This is a genomic window from Candidatus Vondammii sp. HM_W22, from assembly GCF_022530855.2.
Taxonomy (GTDB): Bacteria; Pseudomonadota; Gammaproteobacteria; order Chromatiales; family Chromatiaceae; genus Vondammii.
This window is the reverse complement of record NZ_CP099567.1, coordinates 950,174-967,464: the sequence shown is the minus strand read 5'-3', so window position 1 is coordinate 967,464 and position 17,291 is coordinate 950,174. Positions and strand designations below refer to the sequence as shown.

The 17,291-nt window shown below is 51.9% G+C and carries 22 protein-coding genes and 2 pseudogenes; 7 read left to right on the top strand and 17 right to left on the bottom strand.

What is annotated here, in order from left to right; all coding sequences use genetic code 11:
* Positions 1-22: 22 nt before the first annotated feature.
* From MN084_RS19310 to MN084_RS05430, 4 genes and pseudogenes are all read left to right on the top strand, one after another.
* Positions 23-724, top strand: a complete 702-nt coding sequence (locus MN084_RS19310) for an ATP cone domain-containing protein (protein WP_445083892.1) — start codon at positions 23-25, stop codon at positions 722-724.
* A pseudogene (locus MN084_RS19305) lies at positions 693-2,002 on the top strand (ribonucleoside triphosphate reductase). The gene MN084_RS19310 and the pseudogene MN084_RS19305 overlap by 32 nt, the downstream one beginning before the upstream one ends.
* A gap of 33 nt (positions 2,003-2,035) precedes the next feature.
* Complete coding sequence (gene nrdD, locus MN084_RS19300; RefSeq protein WP_445083891.1) at positions 2,036-2,245, top strand: anaerobic ribonucleoside-triphosphate reductase; 210 nt, start codon at positions 2,036-2,038, stop codon at positions 2,243-2,245.
* A 179-nt stretch (positions 2,246-2,424) separates the two neighbouring features.
* Positions 2,425-2,934, top strand: coding sequence for a radical SAM protein (locus MN084_RS05430; RefSeq protein WP_241086889.1), 510 nt, complete (start codon positions 2,425-2,427; stop codon positions 2,932-2,934).
* Positions 2,935-3,137: 203 nt separating this feature from the next.
* Here MN084_RS05430 and MN084_RS05425 read toward each other — a convergent pair whose 3' ends face one another.
* The 13 genes from MN084_RS05425 to MN084_RS05365 form a co-directional block, all read right to left on the bottom strand.
* Positions 3,138-3,413, bottom strand: coding sequence for a DUF3299 domain-containing protein (locus tag MN084_RS05425; RefSeq protein ID WP_241086890.1), 276 nt, complete (start codon positions 3,411-3,413; stop codon positions 3,138-3,140).
* Positions 3,407-3,685, bottom strand: coding sequence for a hypothetical protein (locus tag MN084_RS05420; RefSeq protein ID WP_241086891.1), 279 nt, complete (start codon positions 3,683-3,685; stop codon positions 3,407-3,409). Before MN084_RS05420 ends, MN084_RS05425 begins: the two co-directional genes overlap by 7 nt.
* 106 nt (positions 3,686-3,791) lie before the next feature.
* Positions 3,792-5,054, bottom strand: a complete 1,263-nt coding sequence (locus MN084_RS05415; RefSeq protein ID WP_241086892.1) for an ABC transporter permease — start codon at positions 5,052-5,054, stop codon at positions 3,792-3,794.
* A 4-nt stretch (positions 5,055-5,058) separates the two neighbouring features.
* The gene (locus MN084_RS05410) at positions 5,059-5,307 is read right to left on the bottom strand and encodes a hypothetical protein (RefSeq protein WP_320416447.1); all 249 of its coding nucleotides are present in this window, start codon (positions 5,305-5,307) and stop codon (positions 5,059-5,061) included.
* On the bottom strand, positions 5,286-5,789 hold the full coding sequence (locus MN084_RS05405; RefSeq protein WP_320416448.1) for an ATP-binding cassette domain-containing protein: 504 nt from the start codon (positions 5,787-5,789) through the stop codon (positions 5,286-5,288). Before MN084_RS05405 ends, MN084_RS05410 begins: the two co-directional genes overlap by 22 nt.
* A gap of 148 nt (positions 5,790-5,937) precedes the next feature.
* Entirely contained in the window at positions 5,938-6,420 is a 483-nt protein-coding gene (locus tag MN084_RS05400) for a DUF2796 domain-containing protein (RefSeq protein ID WP_241086893.1), read from the bottom strand.
* Between the two features lie 88 nt (positions 6,421-6,508).
* On the bottom strand, positions 6,509-6,808 hold the full coding sequence (locus MN084_RS05395; RefSeq protein WP_241086894.1) for a hypothetical protein: 300 nt from the start codon (positions 6,806-6,808) through the stop codon (positions 6,509-6,511).
* A gap of 193 nt (positions 6,809-7,001) precedes the next feature.
* Positions 7,002-7,607 (bottom strand): transposase, encoded by a 606-nt coding sequence (locus MN084_RS05390; RefSeq protein WP_241086895.1) that lies wholly within the window; start codon positions 7,605-7,607, stop codon positions 7,002-7,004.
* Positions 7,608-8,342: 735 nt separating this feature from the next.
* Positions 8,343-8,576, bottom strand: coding sequence for a membrane protein insertion efficiency factor YidD (gene yidD, locus MN084_RS05385; protein WP_241086896.1), 234 nt, complete (start codon positions 8,574-8,576; stop codon positions 8,343-8,345).
* Positions 8,573-9,067 carry a transcriptional repressor gene (locus MN084_RS05380; RefSeq protein WP_330178408.1) on the bottom strand — a complete coding sequence of 165 codons (495 nt, stop codon included), beginning with the start codon at positions 9,065-9,067 and terminating at the stop codon, positions 8,573-8,575. The genes yidD and MN084_RS05380 overlap by 4 nt, the downstream gene beginning before the upstream one ends.
* Positions 9,060-9,905, bottom strand: coding sequence for a metal ABC transporter permease (locus MN084_RS05375; RefSeq protein WP_241086897.1), 846 nt, complete (start codon positions 9,903-9,905; stop codon positions 9,060-9,062). Before MN084_RS05375 ends, MN084_RS05380 begins: the two co-directional genes overlap by 8 nt.
* Positions 9,906-9,914: 9 nt before the next feature.
* Entirely contained in the window at positions 9,915-10,649 is a 735-nt protein-coding gene (locus tag MN084_RS05370; protein WP_241086898.1) for a metal ABC transporter ATP-binding protein, read from the bottom strand.
* Positions 10,642-11,514, bottom strand: a complete 873-nt coding sequence (locus MN084_RS05365; protein ID WP_241086899.1) for a metal ABC transporter solute-binding protein, Zn/Mn family — start codon at positions 11,512-11,514, stop codon at positions 10,642-10,644. The genes MN084_RS05370 and MN084_RS05365 overlap by 8 nt, the downstream gene beginning before the upstream one ends.
* A gap of 215 nt (positions 11,515-11,729) precedes the next feature.
* Here MN084_RS05365 and MN084_RS05360 point away from each other — a divergent pair, with 215 nt between their 5' ends.
* On the top strand, positions 11,730-12,071 hold the full coding sequence (locus MN084_RS05360) for a hypothetical protein (protein ID WP_241086900.1): 342 nt from the start codon (positions 11,730-11,732) through the stop codon (positions 12,069-12,071).
* 275 nt (positions 12,072-12,346) lie between these two features.
* Here MN084_RS05360 and MN084_RS05355 read toward each other — a convergent pair whose 3' ends face one another.
* The 4 genes from MN084_RS05355 to MN084_RS05340 form a co-directional block, all read right to left on the bottom strand.
* Positions 12,347-12,643 carry an endonuclease/exonuclease/phosphatase family protein gene (locus MN084_RS05355; RefSeq protein WP_241086901.1) on the bottom strand — a complete coding sequence of 99 codons (297 nt, stop codon included), beginning with the start codon at positions 12,641-12,643 and terminating at the stop codon, positions 12,347-12,349.
* Positions 12,627-13,121 (bottom strand): endonuclease/exonuclease/phosphatase family protein, encoded by a 495-nt coding sequence (locus tag MN084_RS05350; RefSeq protein ID WP_241086902.1) that lies wholly within the window; start codon positions 13,119-13,121, stop codon positions 12,627-12,629. Before MN084_RS05350 ends, MN084_RS05355 begins: the two co-directional genes overlap by 17 nt.
* A 56-nt stretch (positions 13,122-13,177) precedes the next feature.
* Positions 13,178-13,819, bottom strand: a complete 642-nt coding sequence (locus tag MN084_RS05345; RefSeq protein WP_330178407.1) for a thiol:disulfide interchange protein DsbA/DsbL — start codon at positions 13,817-13,819, stop codon at positions 13,178-13,180.
* 223 nt (positions 13,820-14,042) lie between these two features.
* Positions 14,043-14,648, bottom strand: a complete 606-nt coding sequence (locus tag MN084_RS05340; RefSeq protein ID WP_241086904.1) for a c-type cytochrome — start codon at positions 14,646-14,648, stop codon at positions 14,043-14,045.
* 502 nt (positions 14,649-15,150) lie between these two features.
* Here MN084_RS05340 and MN084_RS05335 point away from each other — a divergent pair.
* On the top strand, positions 15,151-16,035 hold the full coding sequence (locus MN084_RS05335; RefSeq protein WP_241086905.1) for a TonB-dependent receptor: 885 nt from the start codon (positions 15,151-15,153) through the stop codon (positions 16,033-16,035).
* Between the two features lie 69 nt (positions 16,036-16,104).
* Positions 16,105-17,289: pseudogene (locus MN084_RS05330) on the top strand (TonB-dependent receptor); the annotation flags it as partial.
* Positions 17,290-17,291: the final 2 nt, after the last annotated feature.

Sequence of the window (17,291 nt, the reverse complement as noted above, 5' to 3'; positions counted from 1 at the left end):
CTTGATTAGTAGAGAAAAGTGAATGGAGGAACCATGCTTACAGAAACATCAACTGCTACCGGCAGCGAAATTACCACTCTCGGTCATTAAACGGGATGGCCTTCAGGCCCACTTCGACGCCGAAAAGATTGTCTCGGCGATCAAGCATGCCGGTCTCGCCAGTGACGAATTTACCGAAGAGGAAGCGCAGCTACTGGCCGCCCAGGTGCTAAAAGTGCTGCGCCACCGCTATGCGGTCAGTACACCGGAGATAGAACAGATTCAGGATGTAGTCGAGCAGGTTCTGATCACCTCCAACCACCACCGTACTGCACGTGCTACATCAGTCTATCGCGAGCAACACGGAAAGCTGCGTCGTGACAGCAGCTCGCTGGTCGATGTCGAGTCCTCTATGAACGAATATCTGGAGCGTCTCGACTGGCGGGTCAATGCCAACCAGGGCTATTCGTTGGGCGGGCTCATCCTCAACACCGCTGGCAAAGTCACCGCTAACTATTGGCTGAACCATGTCTACCCCACAGAGGTGGGGCTGGGCCCACCGCGAAGGAGATCTCCATATCCACGATCTCGATATGCTAGCCGGTTACTGCGCCGGTTGGTCGCTACGCATTTTGTTGACAGAGGGCCTCAATGGCGTGCCGGGCAAGGTCTAGGCAGCTCCACCCAAACGATTTTCCAGTGCCCTGGGGCAAATGGTCAATTTCCTTGGTGCCCTGCAGAATGAGAGACTGAATTACGATACGGTGCGCCAGGGAATCCAGGAATTCATCTATAGCCTCAACGTACCCTCACGCTGGGGCTCCCAGACCCCCTTTACCAACCTTACTTTTGACTGGATCTGCCCCGAGGATCTGTATCGGCAGGTGCCAATCATCGGTGGTAAAGAGATGCCCTTCACCTGCGGTGAACTACAGGCAGAGATGGATATGCTCAACCGTACCTATATCGAGGTAATGACGGTAGGCGATGCCAAGGGGCGGGTATTCACCTTTCAGATCCCCACCTACAACATCACCAGAGACTTCCCCTGGGAGAGTGAGAATGCTGAACGGTTGTTCGAGATAACCGCCAAGTACGGGCTCCCCTATTTCCAGAACTTCATCAACTCCGACATGGAGCCTAGGCAGGTTCGTTCCATGTGCTGCCGCCTACAACTGGACTTGAGGGAACTGCTGAAACGGGGCAATGGTCTGTTCGGCTCAGCTGAACAGGCAGGCTCTATCGGTGTCGTCACCATCAACTGGCCCGCCTTGGTTATCTTTACAAGGGTGATGAAACGGCCTTGATTCAGCATCTTGACAGGCTGATGGAACTGGGTAGAAACAGCCTGGAGATCAAACGCAAGGTGATCCAGCGTTACATGGATGGAGGGCTGTTTCCCTACACCAAACGCTATCTGGGTATCCTACGAAACCATTTTTCTACCATTGGCGTTAATGGACTTAACGAAATGATCCGCAATTTCAGCGATGGGGTGCATGACATCAGTGATGAATGGGGACGGGAGTTTGCACTGCGCCTGCTTCGGCGCGTCAGAGAACGGTTAGTCACCTTTCAGGATGAGACCGGCCACATGTATAACCTGGAGGCCACCCCGGCGGAAGGAACCACCTACCGCTTCGCCAAAGAGGATCGCAAGCGTTTTACCGATATCCTGCAGGCCGGCAGTGCGGATGCCCCCTACTACACCAACTCCTCACAGCTACCAGTCGGTTTGACCAACGATCCCTTCGAGGCCCTGTTACTACAGGACGAACTACAGGCACAATACACGGGGGGAACCGTACTGCATCTCTACATGAACGAACGGATCTCCGACTCACGAGCATGCAGCACACTGGTTCGGCTGGTGCTGGAACGTTTTCATCTCCCCTACATCACCATAACGCCGACATTCTCAATCTGTCCGCAGCACGGCTATCTGAACGGCGAGCACCAATTCTGTCACTACTGCGACGAAGAACGGCTGGCTGCAAAGCGCAGTCGCCAGAACGCAGTCTGATCACCACCCAAAACCTTAAAGAGGAAAAATAGCATGTCAAACAACGATAACATTACACTCTCTCTGCGTGAAGATGAGCGCCAACGCTGCGAAGTCTGGACCCGGGTCATGGGTTACCACCGCCCGGTCACTTCGTTCAATCCCGGCAAACAGAGTGAACATTCAGAGCGCCGCCACTTTGCCGAGCACCCGGCCACCCTAATTGAGCAAACAGCCTTATGCGACTCAGCATCGGTGGCCTGACACCGCTTACCACCATCGATTTTCCCGGCCATCAGGCAGCAGTGGTATTTTGTCAGGGGTATGCGCATGGCGCTAGCCCCTATTGCCACAACCAGCACCTGCTGCCAGTCAATAAAAGAAGCGACCAATGGCGGATGTTACAGGCATTTCTCTAGCCCAGACGAGGACTTCTTGATGGTGTGGCATTCAGCGGCGGTGAGCCACTCTTTCAATCGGGACTCATGGACGCCATAGAAAGCATCAAATCAATGGGGTTTAAAGTTGCCCTTCATACCGCAGGGACCCATCCTGAGAGACTGGAGAAACTCCTGCCCCACCTGGACTGGGTCGGCCTTGATATCAAGACAGTGTTCGAGCTCTATCCACATCTAACAGGGATCCCCGGAAGCGGCACCAAGGCGAGGGAAAGCCTAGCATTGTTGCTGAAGAGTGGTATCGATTACGAAGTACGTACCACTGCCGACCCAGATCTTCTTAACAGGAGAATTCTGATTGATCTAGCAGAGCAGTTAGTCGATGCCGGCGTTAATCGCTATACGCTCCAAGCATGCCGACCGGTTGAGGGTGACTATCGCTTCGGACGTATGGAAGCTTTCATGTTTTTTCACGACAGCGATCTATTGAAGCAACTGAAGGGTATGTTTCCCTGCTTTATGGCACGACACAATTACATAAGCAGTAAAGCTTAGAGAGACTCTGATCAATTCATAAATCGGTATCTGACGGCCGAAATATCCAGACTCTGCGTTGAAAATTTTGGCAATAGCCAGCCATTACCGGCAATTTACGCCTTGATCTAGAAGATTTCAACTCGTCATCCATCCGATCCAGAACTAATCAGGGGCTCCTTAGATGATAGCTAACAACTGTGCTGCTCACGGATAACATGAGACTACTCAAGCGGCTCGACCTCTGCTGCATTCATGACATAACCTGACTTTGCAACATCGTTATCTATCTGCTCTATCGTTAATCTGCCGGTTACCCATACCGTGTCATAGACCCTGTTTGCCGCAGTGGTACCGCCCGGAACACGCACATATACGATCTGGTTTGCGGGTGGCGCGGGCACATGAATACAGGCTCCATGATAGGGAACCAGTAAAAATTCCGAGATCTTATCCCCCTCATGCTCAATCGGTATGACGAAGCCGGGCAGTTTCACCATCCGGCCAGCAAGCTCACTATTAACGGGGCCAGATCAAACAGCTCTTGCATCTGTTTATCGAGTGCAATGATACGCGGGTCCGTCTCTTCAATTTCGCCATTGTTATATTGCTCAAGCAGATCTGTGTCCGGACGATAGCTATCCGGAATCAGTGCATCCCAATCGATTTCCATCACTTCAGAGGAAGATGCTATGGGATTTTTCACCTCTTCAGACACTCTGCTCACCTCGGTATTTTTCGCTTGATTCAGCATTGCACTATCGGGTTGCATAACCCGACCTTTTTCAGAGGGTGATTCCTGGTCGCAGCCGGAGAGAAGCAGGAGACTCACCAGCAAACTGAAAAAATAGAACGTTCTAAATAACATCAACTCTCCCCTATACGCGAATCGTCATGCCATCGGCCAATGAATAGCGATAGGCACGATAACCGGGAATAAGACTAACGAGCAGCCCTGAAAGCAGCACAGCACCGAGCATATAAAGCTCATAGCTGGCTGGCCAACCGATATCGATAAAGATTCCGAAGCGACTCTCAATAATCGGTTGTGCAATAAACAGCAGTAGGTAGAGCAACACCAAGCCAAGTAGTGTGCCCATCAGAGTGAGGGTGAAAGACTCTTCCATGATGAGCACAAAGATGTGCGCCGGCCGCGCACCCACCGAACGCAAAATCGCCATCTCCCGCCGACGTTCATTCAGGCTTGTGATAATGACCGTCATCATGCTGATAAACCCAACGACGACCACCAACAGAGAGATAGCGAGTAGCGCCTTCTCCGCCACGCCGATCATCTCCCACAACTCTTGCAAAGCAACACCGGGCAGAATCGCCAACAGTGACTCCTGTTGATACTCATTAATATATCGTTGCAGCTTAAAGGTGCTGAGCTTTGAGTTCAGTCCAACCAGCATTGCTGTGATGCTCTTGGGTGTAAGGTCGAGCTGTTCGGCCTGTCTGGCACCAATCTGCATCCCCGGCATGGGGCGGTTGCCCCCCTTCCAGTCAATATGAATCGCCTCAATGCCCGACAGAGAGACATGAACCGTACGGTCGAGAGGAGTACCGGTTCTGGCGAGAATGCCCACCACGTTGAACGGTTTGTTGTCGTGCTTAAAGAGATTCACTTTTCCGGCACCGTGGGCAACAATAATCTGTTCGCCAATGACATAGCCAAGTTTTTCAGCAACATCAGCCCCCAATACCGCATCATAGACGTTGGCAAAGGGCTCACCAACAGTGAAATTCAGCTTATGGGCACGGGCATAGCGGTAGTGTTTGAAATAATCGGGCGTGGTTCCCATGACGCGAAAACCACGATGTGAGTCGCCCAGTGAGATAGGAATGCTCCATGCCACTTTTGGATGACCGGAGATATCCTGATAGCTCTCCCAGGATGTGTTATTGGTCGCATTACCAATACGGAAGACCGAATAGAGCAATAGCTGAATGGAACCGCTGCGAGCACCTACCACCAAATCAGTCCCTGAAATAGTATTGGTAAAACTTGCACGAGTCTCAGTACGCAGTCGTTCGATCCCCAATAGCAGCGCCACACTGAGTGCGATGGAGATAACAGTCAGCACAACGGTAAATTTGCGATTAAGTATACTTTTGAATGCCAGTTTGATAATAAACATATCGCTACTCTCCGATCGTCTTGATGCTACTGGAGGGAGTCGTTGCATTAATCTGGTCAAGTGCAACAGTGCGATCAAAAGAGCCCTCTAGATTGGAGTCATGACTGACAAACAGGAGTGTGCTGCCCGCCGCCTCACACTCATTAATCAACAGCCGGATAAATGCCTCCCGGCGATCAGAATCCAATGACGAGGTGGGCTCGTCGGCAATCACGATCTCCGGAGACCCGATCAAAGCGCGGGCAGCAGCCACCCTCTGTTGCTGGCCGACACTGAGTTCGGCAACTGTTCTGTGCTGCAGCCATGCTCATCCAGATCCAGATGGGCAAGCAGACGCGGCGCCTCCTGCCGAGGCGCCCCGCATTCCGCGATCCGATGGTAACGACGCTTTGAAAAATGTAATGGCAGGATCACATTCTCCATGACCGATAGGTAGGGGATTAGATTAAACATCTGAAAAATAAAGCCGATGTGGTCGGCCCGGAAGATATCGCGCTGTGAACCGCTCAGTGTGTTAATGGTTTTTCCCAGCACGTTGATTTCGCCACGTTGTGGCCTCATCACGCCGCCCAGAAGATTGAGCAGAGTACTCTTGCCACTGCCGCTGGCACCCTTGATGAAGAATCTCTCACCCTGTTTCACCCGAAAGGATTCAATATCGAGAACAAACGGCCCGCCTCTTTGCCAGGAAAATTCAAGATCTTGGAGATCTATAATGGCTTCTGCATGATTCATTGGTCTGAATTCACTCCAACCGAGATGCCTGACAGAACTGAATAGGCGCCTCTGTGAAGTGCCTTGCTAGAATTCGAGATCGGGATTGGATGGTGTCATATGAGCGTGTTTTTGACCTCTATCCGAGATCAACTGCACTTCCAGCTCTTCAGTCCCCGGGGAAAAGCCGGAATAGCCCTACCGCTAATCTGTCCAACAGATCAGGCTGACCACAGATAAACCGATAGCTGACATCAAAGTCAGCATGGCTATCCGCATCACCCGCTTCATGCTCCTGGTGCCCTTTATCCATGAGGGCACTCTCGACCCTCGCCTCTACTAATCGGCAACTTGCATCAGCCGAAAAGGTAAACAACGCACTCCCTTTTTCAAGTTCAGCAACTGCATGCTCGACAGCGGCACGCTGTTCACTGTTTCCGGGCATGTGCTCAAAGCCGATAATATTCATTGCCGGGCTCTCCAATTCCAGATGCAGAGTGTTGCCTTCCCAGGCAATATTCAACTGTGCCACTCCGTGTTCATGCGAATCATGCTTCCGGTGTTCAGGATCGTTGGCATAGGCAGGCGTAGTGGTAAAAACAGCCAACAACAGCATCAATGCCACATGGGTGGCAGTGTTTTTTCTATTCATTAACTTTCTCCAAACAGCACACCGAAGACCCCCTGGTTGAATTAACCACAGTGGGGGCTCCGTATCAGTTATTTAGCAGGGCAGGTGTTTAGATGCAGATAGATGCAGGGGGGGCACGCGACAGGTAGTGAGCGTGGTATCTGTCGCTGTATGAGTAGTTATCTGTCGCCTGAGGTCTGTCGCTTAAAGCTATCGTCGGGACAACAGGCAATAAAACGATAAGACTATCTAATTGATGGTCAGCAAGTTCGCATATCGAGCATGCATGATCATCTGACTCAAGGGTATGTTTTATCTGGTGAGAGAGCAGGTAGAGTTGCCCCAGCACCATGATTGCCATCAGGGAGAAGGTAAGAAAGCGTGGAGAGGAGATGATCTGCTTTTTCATTTCAGAGCCTGTAAAGTTTTCTGTGTAACTGCCAGGGTTAAATATATTCCGCTCAGCGTTCTCCGGACTCGATGATAAACCTATTCAGTGCTGGTTTTCAATGCCGGATCGGCATTGTCCACTTTTTCGATGCAGCCTGAATTGCCAGGGTGTGGCTTTTGTACCTATAGTGGTTTTTGCCATGCTTCATGGTCTAGAGGGCTTCAACATTCTTCTGGTGGCGTTTGTTATCACCCCATGCCTCAGGGCTGCCCCCATCTTTGATTTGCCTATTTTCCTCTCGCATATTGCGTTGCCTGGGTACTGGAGCGATAGCGGCATCTACAATCTGTCCCTTGCGAGCACTGAAGCCTGCTGCATCAATCTGGATCAACAATTCTGAAAAGAGTTTATCAACAAGGCCCCGTTCTCTCAGGCGCTTACGATATACCCAAACTGTTTTAGCATCGGGTACCTTAGCCTCCGGGCTCAGCCCAAGAAAACGACAAAAGCTATAGCGATCCTGTATTTGGAACTCTGTTTGATCACCGGACAGATTGAACAAATGCTGTAGGACCAACACCTTGAACATCAGTACCGCATCGTAAGGTGGACGTCCACCTTTACTGTGGCATGCGCCAGGGGCATACTGGCTGTGGCACAGACGTGCATCGACACGGATATCATCATCAAAAACATTGTGGGCAAGCAGCTGCCCCGGGTTACCAATATGTCCTGGGGGGACCAGTATTACGATCAGGCCGGCGGCAAGAATCCCCACCGCCAGCCAAAATGCCAGATTATCCAGCAGATCCGTCATTGCGTAACGGATCCTTTATATTTCGTTCCCAGAAGCCCGGTTTTACTGTAGACGCTGATTTATCGACACTTTCACCAGAACAACAGCTACCAGAATCACAACTGATAAACGTCTCCTGTATCTCTGTCGGCGCACTCTTGTCTTTATCAGTCAAACCTATCAGCAGGCCTGCAGCAATGGGTCTCTCAGCAGCGCAAGAAACGGACCGAGCAGAACCCAGGAAAGGGCCACTAAATCAACCCCTGTCTCGGGGGTTGATATAAGAAACGATGTTGTCGATGCCTTTGAAGCACCGGCACGCCTGAGGGAAAAAGCGGCAGGAAGCGTGCTGCAGAAACAGAGAGGCACCTATCAAGCCACTCGCACCGCGTGACTTACCCCCCCTAGGGAGCGGGCAACCAAGTCCATGGGGAGCCACGCTTTTATCAGCCCTGCCGCCAGCGGGCCAAAGAGAAGCCAGGGAGCAGAGTCCAGAGCCATCGTATTTTGCAGAAATACAATCATGGAATGATTATAGCCAGGAAAAGCAGCTTAGTACGCGTTGAGAAGTCCCAGCAGATGTTATGCCGATATCATTTACAAATTTTGTCTCCGACCAAAAACGACAACTCTCTCCAAGGCACCAAGATCGCAAAATTCTAGCTGATTATTATTAAACGCGTATGAAATCGTATTGCTGGTGCCTTTGAGGGAAAACCAGTGCCGTTTCCGGGTGGACGCTCTTAAGCATTTACCTCAGTGCTTATCTCGATGCTTTGGCTCGGGCACCGGATCAACCCCACCCTCGTGGAAAGGGTGGCAGCGGGATATCCGCTTGATGCCCAGCCAAAGCCCACGCAGGACACCATGGCGCTCTATCGCCTCCTGGGTATAAGCCGAACACGTCGGATAGTAGCGGCAATTATTGCCGAGGAGGGGGCTGATCAGGTAACTGTATCCCTTGACCAGCATGAGAATCAGTTTTTTCATAATGGGCATTGACCGGTACAGCGGGCACAGCGGCCGGTCACCTCAATCACTTGAGCATCCGCCTCAAAACCGGAATCTTTTAATGCTTTGTCCAAGGTGCGATCAACGCTCTTACTCTCCAGTTCTTCGACCAAGCCACACTCCCGGCAAATCAAAAACTGGCTAGCATGGAGATGGTCGGGGTGGATACAGCCGACAAAAGCATTCAATGATTCCAGCCGGTGGAGCAGACCCTGGGCAAGCAGAAAATCAAGCGCACGATAGACGGTAGGCGGCTTGGCTTGGGGAAGGTTCTGTTTCAAACGGTCCAAAACGTCATATGCTCCCATAGGTTTTTCATGGCTGAAAATGATCTCCAGCACTTGGCGTCGCTGGGAGGTCAACCGTGCACCGCGCTCCTGGCAGATCCGCTCCGCCACCGCCAGAGCATCGGCACAGCTCAATTTACAGCCAATATTGTCCGGAGCACGCTTCATCATGCTGTTACACACGCAACATCTGCCGTGCCTGATGCCGCTTCCAGGCCGCAGACACAAACACAGAAATCAGATAACTCAAGCCAGCCACCAGGATAATCGTCGCACCAGCGGGCAGATCAGGCTCATAGGCGATAGCCAGGCCTGCAACAGTAAAAAGCATACCCAGTAGTGTCGCCAGAACCATCATTTTGCCCAGACTATGGACATACTGCGCAGCGATCGCTGCCGGCAGAGTCAGCAGAGCAATCACCAAAATCAGCCCAACCACCTGGATCAGCAGAACCACGGTCACCGCCACCATGCAGAGCAGCAAAAGGTAGAAGAAGGTAACAGGAACACCACGCAAGCGGGCAAACTCTTCATCAAAAGAGACTGCAATAAACTGCCGGTAAAAAAGAGAGACGGTGCCCAGAATCAGCAAGTCCATCCCCGCCATCAGCCAGGCATCATCTACCGGCACCATAAGAATATTGCCGAACAGATAGCTCATGAGATTAACGTTATAGCCCGGGGTCCGGGAGATAAAAATCACGCCTATGGCCATACCTACAGCCCAGAGTGCGCCGATCAGGGTATCCTCCTGCTCTTTCCACTTCATACTGACCCAGCCAATCAGCAATGCCGCCATTACGGCAGCAACCAGGGCACCACCCAGAGGGCTCAGACCATAGAAAAAAGCCACCCCTATGCCACCAAGGACACTGTGAGAGATACCACCGGCCAGGAAACCGATGCGTTTCACCACCACATAACTGCCAATAATGCCGCAGCCAATACTGGCCAGCAGGCCGCCAATCAGCGCGTGCTGAAGAAAGGAGTATTGCAGCAGTGCATCAATGAACGTATTCACAGAATATTCTCAGATATGCGCATGTTCCACCATATGAACATCGGAACCATACAGCTCATTGATCATCTCTCCATCTATCACTGCGGTGCGATGACATATCAGTGTCCGGTTAAGGCAGGCCACTCGGTCGACGTAGCCGGAGATAAAACCGATATCATGGGAGACCACAATGATGGTCATGCGCTCGTTGAGCTGTTTCAACAGATCGAAAATATCCGTCTCTACCCGCATATCGATATTTGCCGTGGGCTCATCCAAAATAAGAATCTTTGGCTCACAGGCAAGGGCACGGGCCACAAGAACCCGCTGCAACTGTCCACCAGAGAGGGTGCAGAGCTGCCGCCCGGCAAGATCGACTATCTCAGTCTCTGTCATTGCCCTTCTGGCAATATCACGGTCACTGCGTCTGTAACCGCCAAAGAGGGATGATCGGCCAAGGCGCCCCATCAAAACCGTCTGCTCAACACTGATGGGAAAGTCCCGGTTAAAAACCGGATACTGAGGGACATAGCCGATCTGATGACGGGTATCCCTGGGTTTGCCACCCAACACCCTGACTTCACCCTCAAGCGGTTGCAAAAAATCGAGAATCAGCTTCAGCAGGGTACTCTTGCCACCCGCATTGGGGCCGACCACACCCAGGAATTCGGCCTCTTCCACATCCAGGCTGACGCCATCCAGCACCTTGGGGCCACCATAGGAGAAGACAATATCCCTGAGGCTGATAACCGCTGATTCACCCACGCCTATTCGCTCCTGCGATGGCATCCGCCACCCGGCGCAGATTCGCCGGATAATCCTCCGCCAGCGAATCGATTGCGACCACCCGCCCGTCAATGGCCTGGGCAAGCGCTTTGGCTTGTCTCTGACTGAACTGCTGCTGGACAAAGATCACTTGGATACCCTCATTTTTAGCCTGATCAATCAGCCGACCAAGGGTCATGGCACCCGGCTCCTTGCCTTCGCTCTCAATGGGTATCTGCCGCAACTTGAAGGCATCGGCAAAATAACCCCAAGAGGGGTGAAAAACCATAAACTTGCGGTTTTTTAGGCTGGCGAGCCGTTCGCGCACATCCGACTCCAGACGGATGAGTAGTCGATCCAGGCGGGCCTGGTTAGCCAAGTAAGTTTCGCTATGCACCGGATCCAGTGCTATCAGCCGATCCTTTAGTTTTGCCGCCATTAGTCTGACCATGGCAGGGTTCAGCCAAATGTGGGGGTCCTTATGTTCGCCCTGGTGATGCGTGTGATCATAGTCGTGGTGATACCTGCCGGCCGGCTCCATCTCCCTCAGCAGAACCCCCTCCCTGGCATCCAGTAACGACATCTTACGATTGGCAGCGAGGATGCGATCCAGCCAGGCCTCCTCAAAAGGAACGCCAATCCGATAATAGAGATCCGCTCGGGCCAGCAGTGCCATTTGCCGGGGTCTGGGCTCAAAAGTGGCCGGGCTCTGGCCGGGACCAACCATCACCTGCACCCGAACATGCTCACCGCCAATCTGTTCAACAATATATTTCTGCGGAAGCACACTGACAAAGACCGTGAGCTGGCGACTCTCTCCCGCCATCACCGCAAAGGCATTAAAGGAGAGATATAATAGTGACAAAAAGGTAACCGATGGTTTTATCATGGCTCGACCGGAAGGGAAAAATGTTATGTTATCACATAATAATGTGCTTCGAAATCATATCCCTTGAACAAGCCCGCATTAAATCCGCAGTGTGGCGGGCATACAGAGAGCACTGTATTATCACTGAATTTTGCAATTACAGGCTGGAAATCTTGCCCTTCACCCGCCAGATTTGGAAGAAATGGTCTTAATTGGTAAAACAATTCCAGGAAACGAAAGAAACTATCTGGTTGGCGATCACCTTCCCCGGCTGCTTCACCTTCATTCGCACCAAACCCAAAGACGGGGATGATCTGGACTACTGCCACATTCGCTTTATTGGGCCGCTTGATCAGCCCGGACTAATCTACGGCAGTAATACCTGCTCACTCCCGCCGCCCAAGCTGCGGCAAAGGCGTCGGCCACTGGGAGGCATCGCTCGTACTGGAAAACAGATATCCGGCATGGCTATGCTAAGTTGTGCCACCTGCAAAAAAGAGACTCCGGCATTAAATGGCACCAGCAAGCAGAGCTCAGCCGCTCATTTTTGCTAATCCCAGGCATATTTCCCAGCGAGACTGTTCCGCTCCCAGAACTGTTGGAGCATTTGAAAACGGCGGATGGGAAGTGGAATTACTTCTATGTGCAGGAGCCGACGATCATAGTGGCAGGAGAAGGAAAAGAGCTCTGAGAAAGCCTGCCGTTGAATCGGTGGCACGCCTGGAGATCGGTTGTTATTGCAATCGGTGAATGTAATTTAAAATCCTTGGCCTCTTCATGGAGTTCCGGGATCTGTGCTATGCCCGGAATGACGAGTCCATCCGGAATTCTATGCCGCCAGTTTCAGTCCACTGGGGAGAATGATATCCATACCGATAGGTAGGTGATCGGAAAGCAGGTAATCCACCACGCGAGCATTCTCTACCCTCAGCGACTCAGACACCAATATATGGTCAATCTTGCGCATCGGGCGCCAGCTGGGAAAGGTGCTTTTATCACACACCGGCTCTTGGAGATTGGCGCTCTCGGTCAGCAACCGCAACTCGGTAGATTCACAACCGCAATTCATGTCCCCCATCACCACGACGTGACGAAAATCGTAGATCAGGTCACTGACAAACCCCACCTGCCTGAGGCGGGCGCGGCGGCCAAGTGCCAAGTGCCAAGTGCATAATACAGAGGGTCAACCCCTCTTCACCGCCAAAGTTACAGAGAATAACCCCACGCCCGGGAAGCCCCGGCAGCTTGTGTTCTGTGATACGTGTCGGACGAGGCCGGCTGAGCAGGCCATTACTGTGCTGAGCCAGTTTACCCAGGCTGCGATTGACCTGCTCATGCCAGTGCGGGAAGTTGGCACGGTGTGCAAGATACTCCGTCTGGTCCACAAAACCGCTCCGCAGACTGCCGGAGTCAACCTCCTGCAGTCCAACCACGTCGTACTCCTGAACCAGGGTGGCAATCCGGTTGAGATTGAGCAGGCGCTCACGGTGAGGTAACAGCTGCTTCCAGCTCTGGGTCACATACTGCCGATAGTGACGAGTGTAGGTGCCCGCCTGAATGTTATAACTCAAGAGTTTCAGGCGATGCTGCAGGTCTCCGCTCACGCTATTGTTTCCCCGTTTCCCATGCCAGAAAGTCTCGAAGCCCGTCGAGCTCCTAACTATTTTGCCGATTTTTCACTGACTACCATATCAATCAGATAGTCTGTCACCTGCATCAGTGTATTCCCTTCTAGGCCGCTCGTACGAAATTTTCCATCGACAACGATGGCAGGAACCCCACCCACATCAAAACGTTCCGCAAGCACCGCCGCTCTCTTCGCCTGCACCTGAACCGCGAACGATTTCATCGCCTTGCGGTAGGCTTCGATATCCACCCCATTCTCCTCAAGAAACTCCTCCATTTCAGACTGTGTATTCAGCCGGTTCTTATCATCATGTATGGCAGAAAAGATGGTCTCATGCAGTTTCTCTGCAATTCCCATGAGCTTGAGCGCATAGTAGGTCTCGGCGTGCATAATCACACTGGCACGATTGAACATGGCGGGAATCCGCATAAACTCAATATTTTCCGGCTTCTTCTCCAGCCATTTATTCAGATGGGGCTCCAGAGTGTAGCAATGGGGGCAGGCGTACCAGAAAAACTCCACTACCTGCACACGATCGCCCTCTGCGCCTGGCTGCTCAGGAAAGATCGAAAAGTAGTGCAAATCCTCCTCAAAGTGGGGGTCCGCCGAGTGCGCGGATGCCACTACCAATACGGAAAAAAGGAGCATAGAGAGTGAAAAAATGTTTTTCTTCATATTATTACCTAGCCTATATGAAACCACAGATTCGTGAAATTTTATGTCTTATCAGCGAATTCAGTACAGTAGCATCCGCAATCTATCCGACCCGTCAAGCCAGCAAGGGTTCAAAGTTCGCCGTTCAATCGTCCGCCATGAGGTCGAACAGTCCCCATAACGAACAAAGGGTGACCCACAGGCCACCCTTTGCCACAATGACTTTCACACCAAAGCTGTCAGATCAGCGCAGACCCTGTACGTACTGGGCCACTGCAGCGATCTCTGTGTCTGTCATCCGCGCAACTACACCTTGCATCATATTGCCGGTATCGTTGGTGCGGGTTCCGGAACGAAAATCCTTCAACGCCTTCTCCAGGTAGGTCGCATGCTGACCACTGATACGCGGGAAGAGTGCGCCGGGATTACCGATACCGGTAGGGCCGTGACAAGCCATGCAGGCTGCAACACCGGTAGCCGCATTACCTGCGCGGTACATCTTCTCACCCATTGCCACCTTGTCGGCTGCAGCGGTACCCGGAGCCCGTTTCTGACTAGAAAAATAAGCTGCCAGATCCTCGACATCCTGAGCGCTCAACGGCAGGGCCATTGGGCTCATCAGATTATCCTTGCGGGCACCCGCCTTGAAATCACCCAACTGCTTCTTGATATAGCTGGGATGCTGCCCGGCCAGTTTCGGCCAAGTTGGGTTGGGACTGTTACCATCGGGACCGTGACAAGCCAGACAGACAACTGATTTGGTCTTACCCGCTGCTGCATCGCCAGCCGCCTGTACGGCACCGGCAGTCATAGCCAAAACGATAGAAACTGAAACTAGCCATTTATTCATGGTCAAACCTGCTGATGTCGACTGAATTAACCTTGTCGGTAAACATACCCGGATAGGACTTTGAACCCAATCACCCCAACATCCGGAAATAACTGCACTCCGTGACGGCAATAGCAAGCGGCCACCAAGCTGAAAAAAGCCGTGAATATATACCAGATGCCATCATGTCCGGTCAAATCAACCAGGTCTATACGGGTGTTATTTCGACCACCCGATCCACTCCTTTATTTCCTTAGACCGTCTTACTAGATGCTCCGCAGTAATGGCGAGTGAAGAGAAAATACCGAATAAATTGAGCTATATCCCACAGCTCCTGTGTGATATTGCATAACATATTGTTTTAGTTGGTATTTATTAACTAATCAGAATTGTTATACAGGATGGACTGTGTATCATCTTGACGCCGACAAGTCCCATATCTGCATTTTCTGATCTACTGAATTTCCCGACAAAGGGCAGAAGTGTCACTCATTTATCAACCCGACAACAAGGCCGTATCTCTATGAAAAAAAATATCGGAAAACAGCTTTCAGGACTCACAGTGTCAACAGGGGTATTTCTTCTTGGCCTTGGCAGCAGCACCGTTTATGCCGAGGAGAAGGCCGGGGCGACTGACACAGAAGAGAGCAATATAGATACCATCAGTGTCACAGCATCGCGTATTGAGCGTGCGACAAAAGAGGTGCCTGCCGCCATCGTCGTCATCGGTGAAGAGCGCATCGACAGTGAAAAAATGTTCAATATCAAGGATGCCATGAGAGGCATCCCCGGCGTTCTGATTGATTCCAAAAGCAGTAGCTACTCCACCCGCCTGATCATCCGCGGCGCTGGCCAGAAGGCCAACTACGGCGTCCGTGAGATTATGATTATCAGAGATGGCATACCCATGACCGACCCGGACAGCTTCTCCCGGTTTGATTTCATCGACACCCAGGATATCGAGCGCATCGAGATCACCAAGGGGCCAGGCTCTCTCTATGGCAGCGGCTCGGCAGGCGGCACCATCCAGATTATCTCAAAATCAGTTTTCGACAATGATGAGCATCGGATCAAAGTGGGAATTGGAGAAGAGGGGCAAAAAAACCTTCACTTCCGCCTTGGTGGCGACCTCAACGACGACAACGCCGTTTCACTGACAGCTTCGCACCGTGAAGCAGATAACGGCTGGCGTGACTGGAATAAATTCGATACCCAGCAGGTCAGTTTCAAGCATGGCCTGATGCTGAACAACGGCGGCACGCTGGAGACTGAGCTGAGCTACACACAGGCAGATTTGCAGCTCCCGGCAAAAATGAATGAAGCCGAATTTGCGCGGTATAAAAGCACCGGCGAACAGCGCAACACCAGCAGTAAATGGCAGAACAGCGGCCGCTACTCCGCCATCTGATTCTTCAACTCCCGCTATGAGCAGGAGTTTGGGGACTTCACCTTCAAGCCCCGTGTCTATTTCAATACCTGGGACCATTTCTACCCGGTAACGGGCGCCATCAATGACAACCCCGGGACCAGTGTATTCGGTACCGATCTGGAGTTTGCCTACAACCATAAGCTCTGGGGTGACAGCACCTTGGTGGGCGGGGTAACTGCGCGTATTGATGACACCGAAGGCTCCAAGAAGTACAAGTATCTTGATATTCAAAACGGCCTTCCCCAAACCACATCCGATGCCATTGGTGACCTGATGGAGATCGAGGACGCCACCAATACCTTGTACGGTATCTTCTTCCAGGAGACCCTGCGACCCAACGACCGCACCACGATCGACGTCGGCTTCCGCTATGATCGCAACAACTTTGACATCCAGAACACCGAATACTCCAGCTACAACTGGGGCACAGGAACTTACGTCGACAATGGCGTGCCGGTCATCACCAATACCGACACCACATTCAACATGTTCTCACCCAAGCTGGGGATCAGCTATGCGGTGAACGACGTGTTCAATGTCTACGGCATGATTGCAGAGTCCGGCCAGGTGCCATCCGAGTCAGAACTTCAAAGTAACCCAAGCCTGGATGCGGCCAAAGCACGAAATATGGAGATCGGATTAAAAGGGCGAGCCAAAGATTGGTCGATGGACCTCTCGCTCTACCAGACGACAGTACAGGATGAGATTGTCTCGGTACTGGCCTCACCCTTTTCCACCGAATTTCAAAATGCCGGTGAAACCCTTAAAAAAGGGCTTGAGCTCAGCGGTCGCATGCGACTCAACAACTATTTCTGGTTGGGCACCGGCTACGCATACAGCGATTACAAATTTGAAGACTTCATCGAATACATCCGGGTGTTTGGCGTGCTGACTCCGTTTGACCGGACGGGTAACCAGATCCCTTATGTACCCAAGCATCAGTTCAATCTGAGCCTCGAATTCAACCACCCAGCCGGCTACAAGGCGAGACTGCAAGCGAACTCCTGGGGTGAATATTACACCGACAACTCCAATGACCAGATCTATGGTGGTTACGATTTCCTGACCAGCCTGATGCTCGGTTATGAGAAAGGACCTCACAGCCTCACACTCAACATTGACAATGTTTTTGACAAACGTTTTGCCATTGAAGTGAAAGGTGTAGGAGCTGACGCCAGCTACTCAGCCGGTGCTCCGCGCACGGCCATGCTCTCATACACCTATAAATTCTGACG

Excerpts from the sequence above, each read along its gene's own strand:
- MN084_RS05390 (WP_241086895.1), bottom strand. The coding sequence starts at position 7,607 with ATGACGGATCTGCTGGATAATCTGGCATTTTGGCTGGCGGTGGGGATT.
- MN084_RS05345 (WP_330178407.1), bottom strand. The coding sequence starts at position 13,819 with ATGAAGAAAAACATTTTTTCACTCTCTATGCTCCTTTTTTCCGTATTG.
- MN084_RS05340 (WP_241086904.1), bottom strand. The coding sequence starts at position 14,648 with ATGAATAAATGGCTAGTTTCAGTTTCTATCGTTTTGGCTATGACTGCC.
- MN084_RS19310 (WP_445083892.1), top strand. The coding sequence starts at position 23 with ATGGAGGAACCATGCTTACAGAAACATCAACTGCTACCGGCAGCGAAA.
- MN084_RS05425 (WP_241086890.1), bottom strand. The coding sequence starts at position 3,413 with ATGGTGAAACTGCCCGGCTTCGTCATACCGATTGAGCATGAGGGGGAT.
- MN084_RS05405 (WP_320416448.1), bottom strand. The coding sequence starts at position 5,789 with ATGAATCATGCAGAAGCCATTATAGATCTCCAAGATCTTGAATTTTCC.
- nrdD (WP_445083891.1), top strand. The coding sequence starts at position 2,036 with ATGTCAAACAACGATAACATTACACTCTCTCTGCGTGAAGATGAGCGC.
- MN084_RS05420 (WP_241086891.1), bottom strand. The coding sequence starts at position 3,685 with ATGCAACCCGATAGTGCAATGCTGAATCAAGCGAAAAATACCGAGGTG.
- MN084_RS05395 (WP_241086894.1), bottom strand. The coding sequence starts at position 6,808 with ATGAAAAAGCAGATCATCTCCTCTCCACGCTTTCTTACCTTCTCCCTG.
- yidD (WP_241086896.1), bottom strand. The coding sequence starts at position 8,576 with ATGAAAAAACTGATTCTCATGCTGGTCAAGGGATACAGTTACCTGATC.
- MN084_RS05415 (WP_241086892.1), bottom strand. The coding sequence starts at position 5,054 with ATGTTTATTATCAAACTGGCATTCAAAAGTATACTTAATCGCAAATTT.
- MN084_RS05335 (WP_241086905.1), top strand. The coding sequence starts at position 15,151 with ATGAAAAAAAATATCGGAAAACAGCTTTCAGGACTCACAGTGTCAACA.
- MN084_RS05400 (WP_241086893.1), bottom strand. The coding sequence starts at position 6,420 with ATGAATAGAAAAAACACTGCCACCCATGTGGCATTGATGCTGTTGTTG.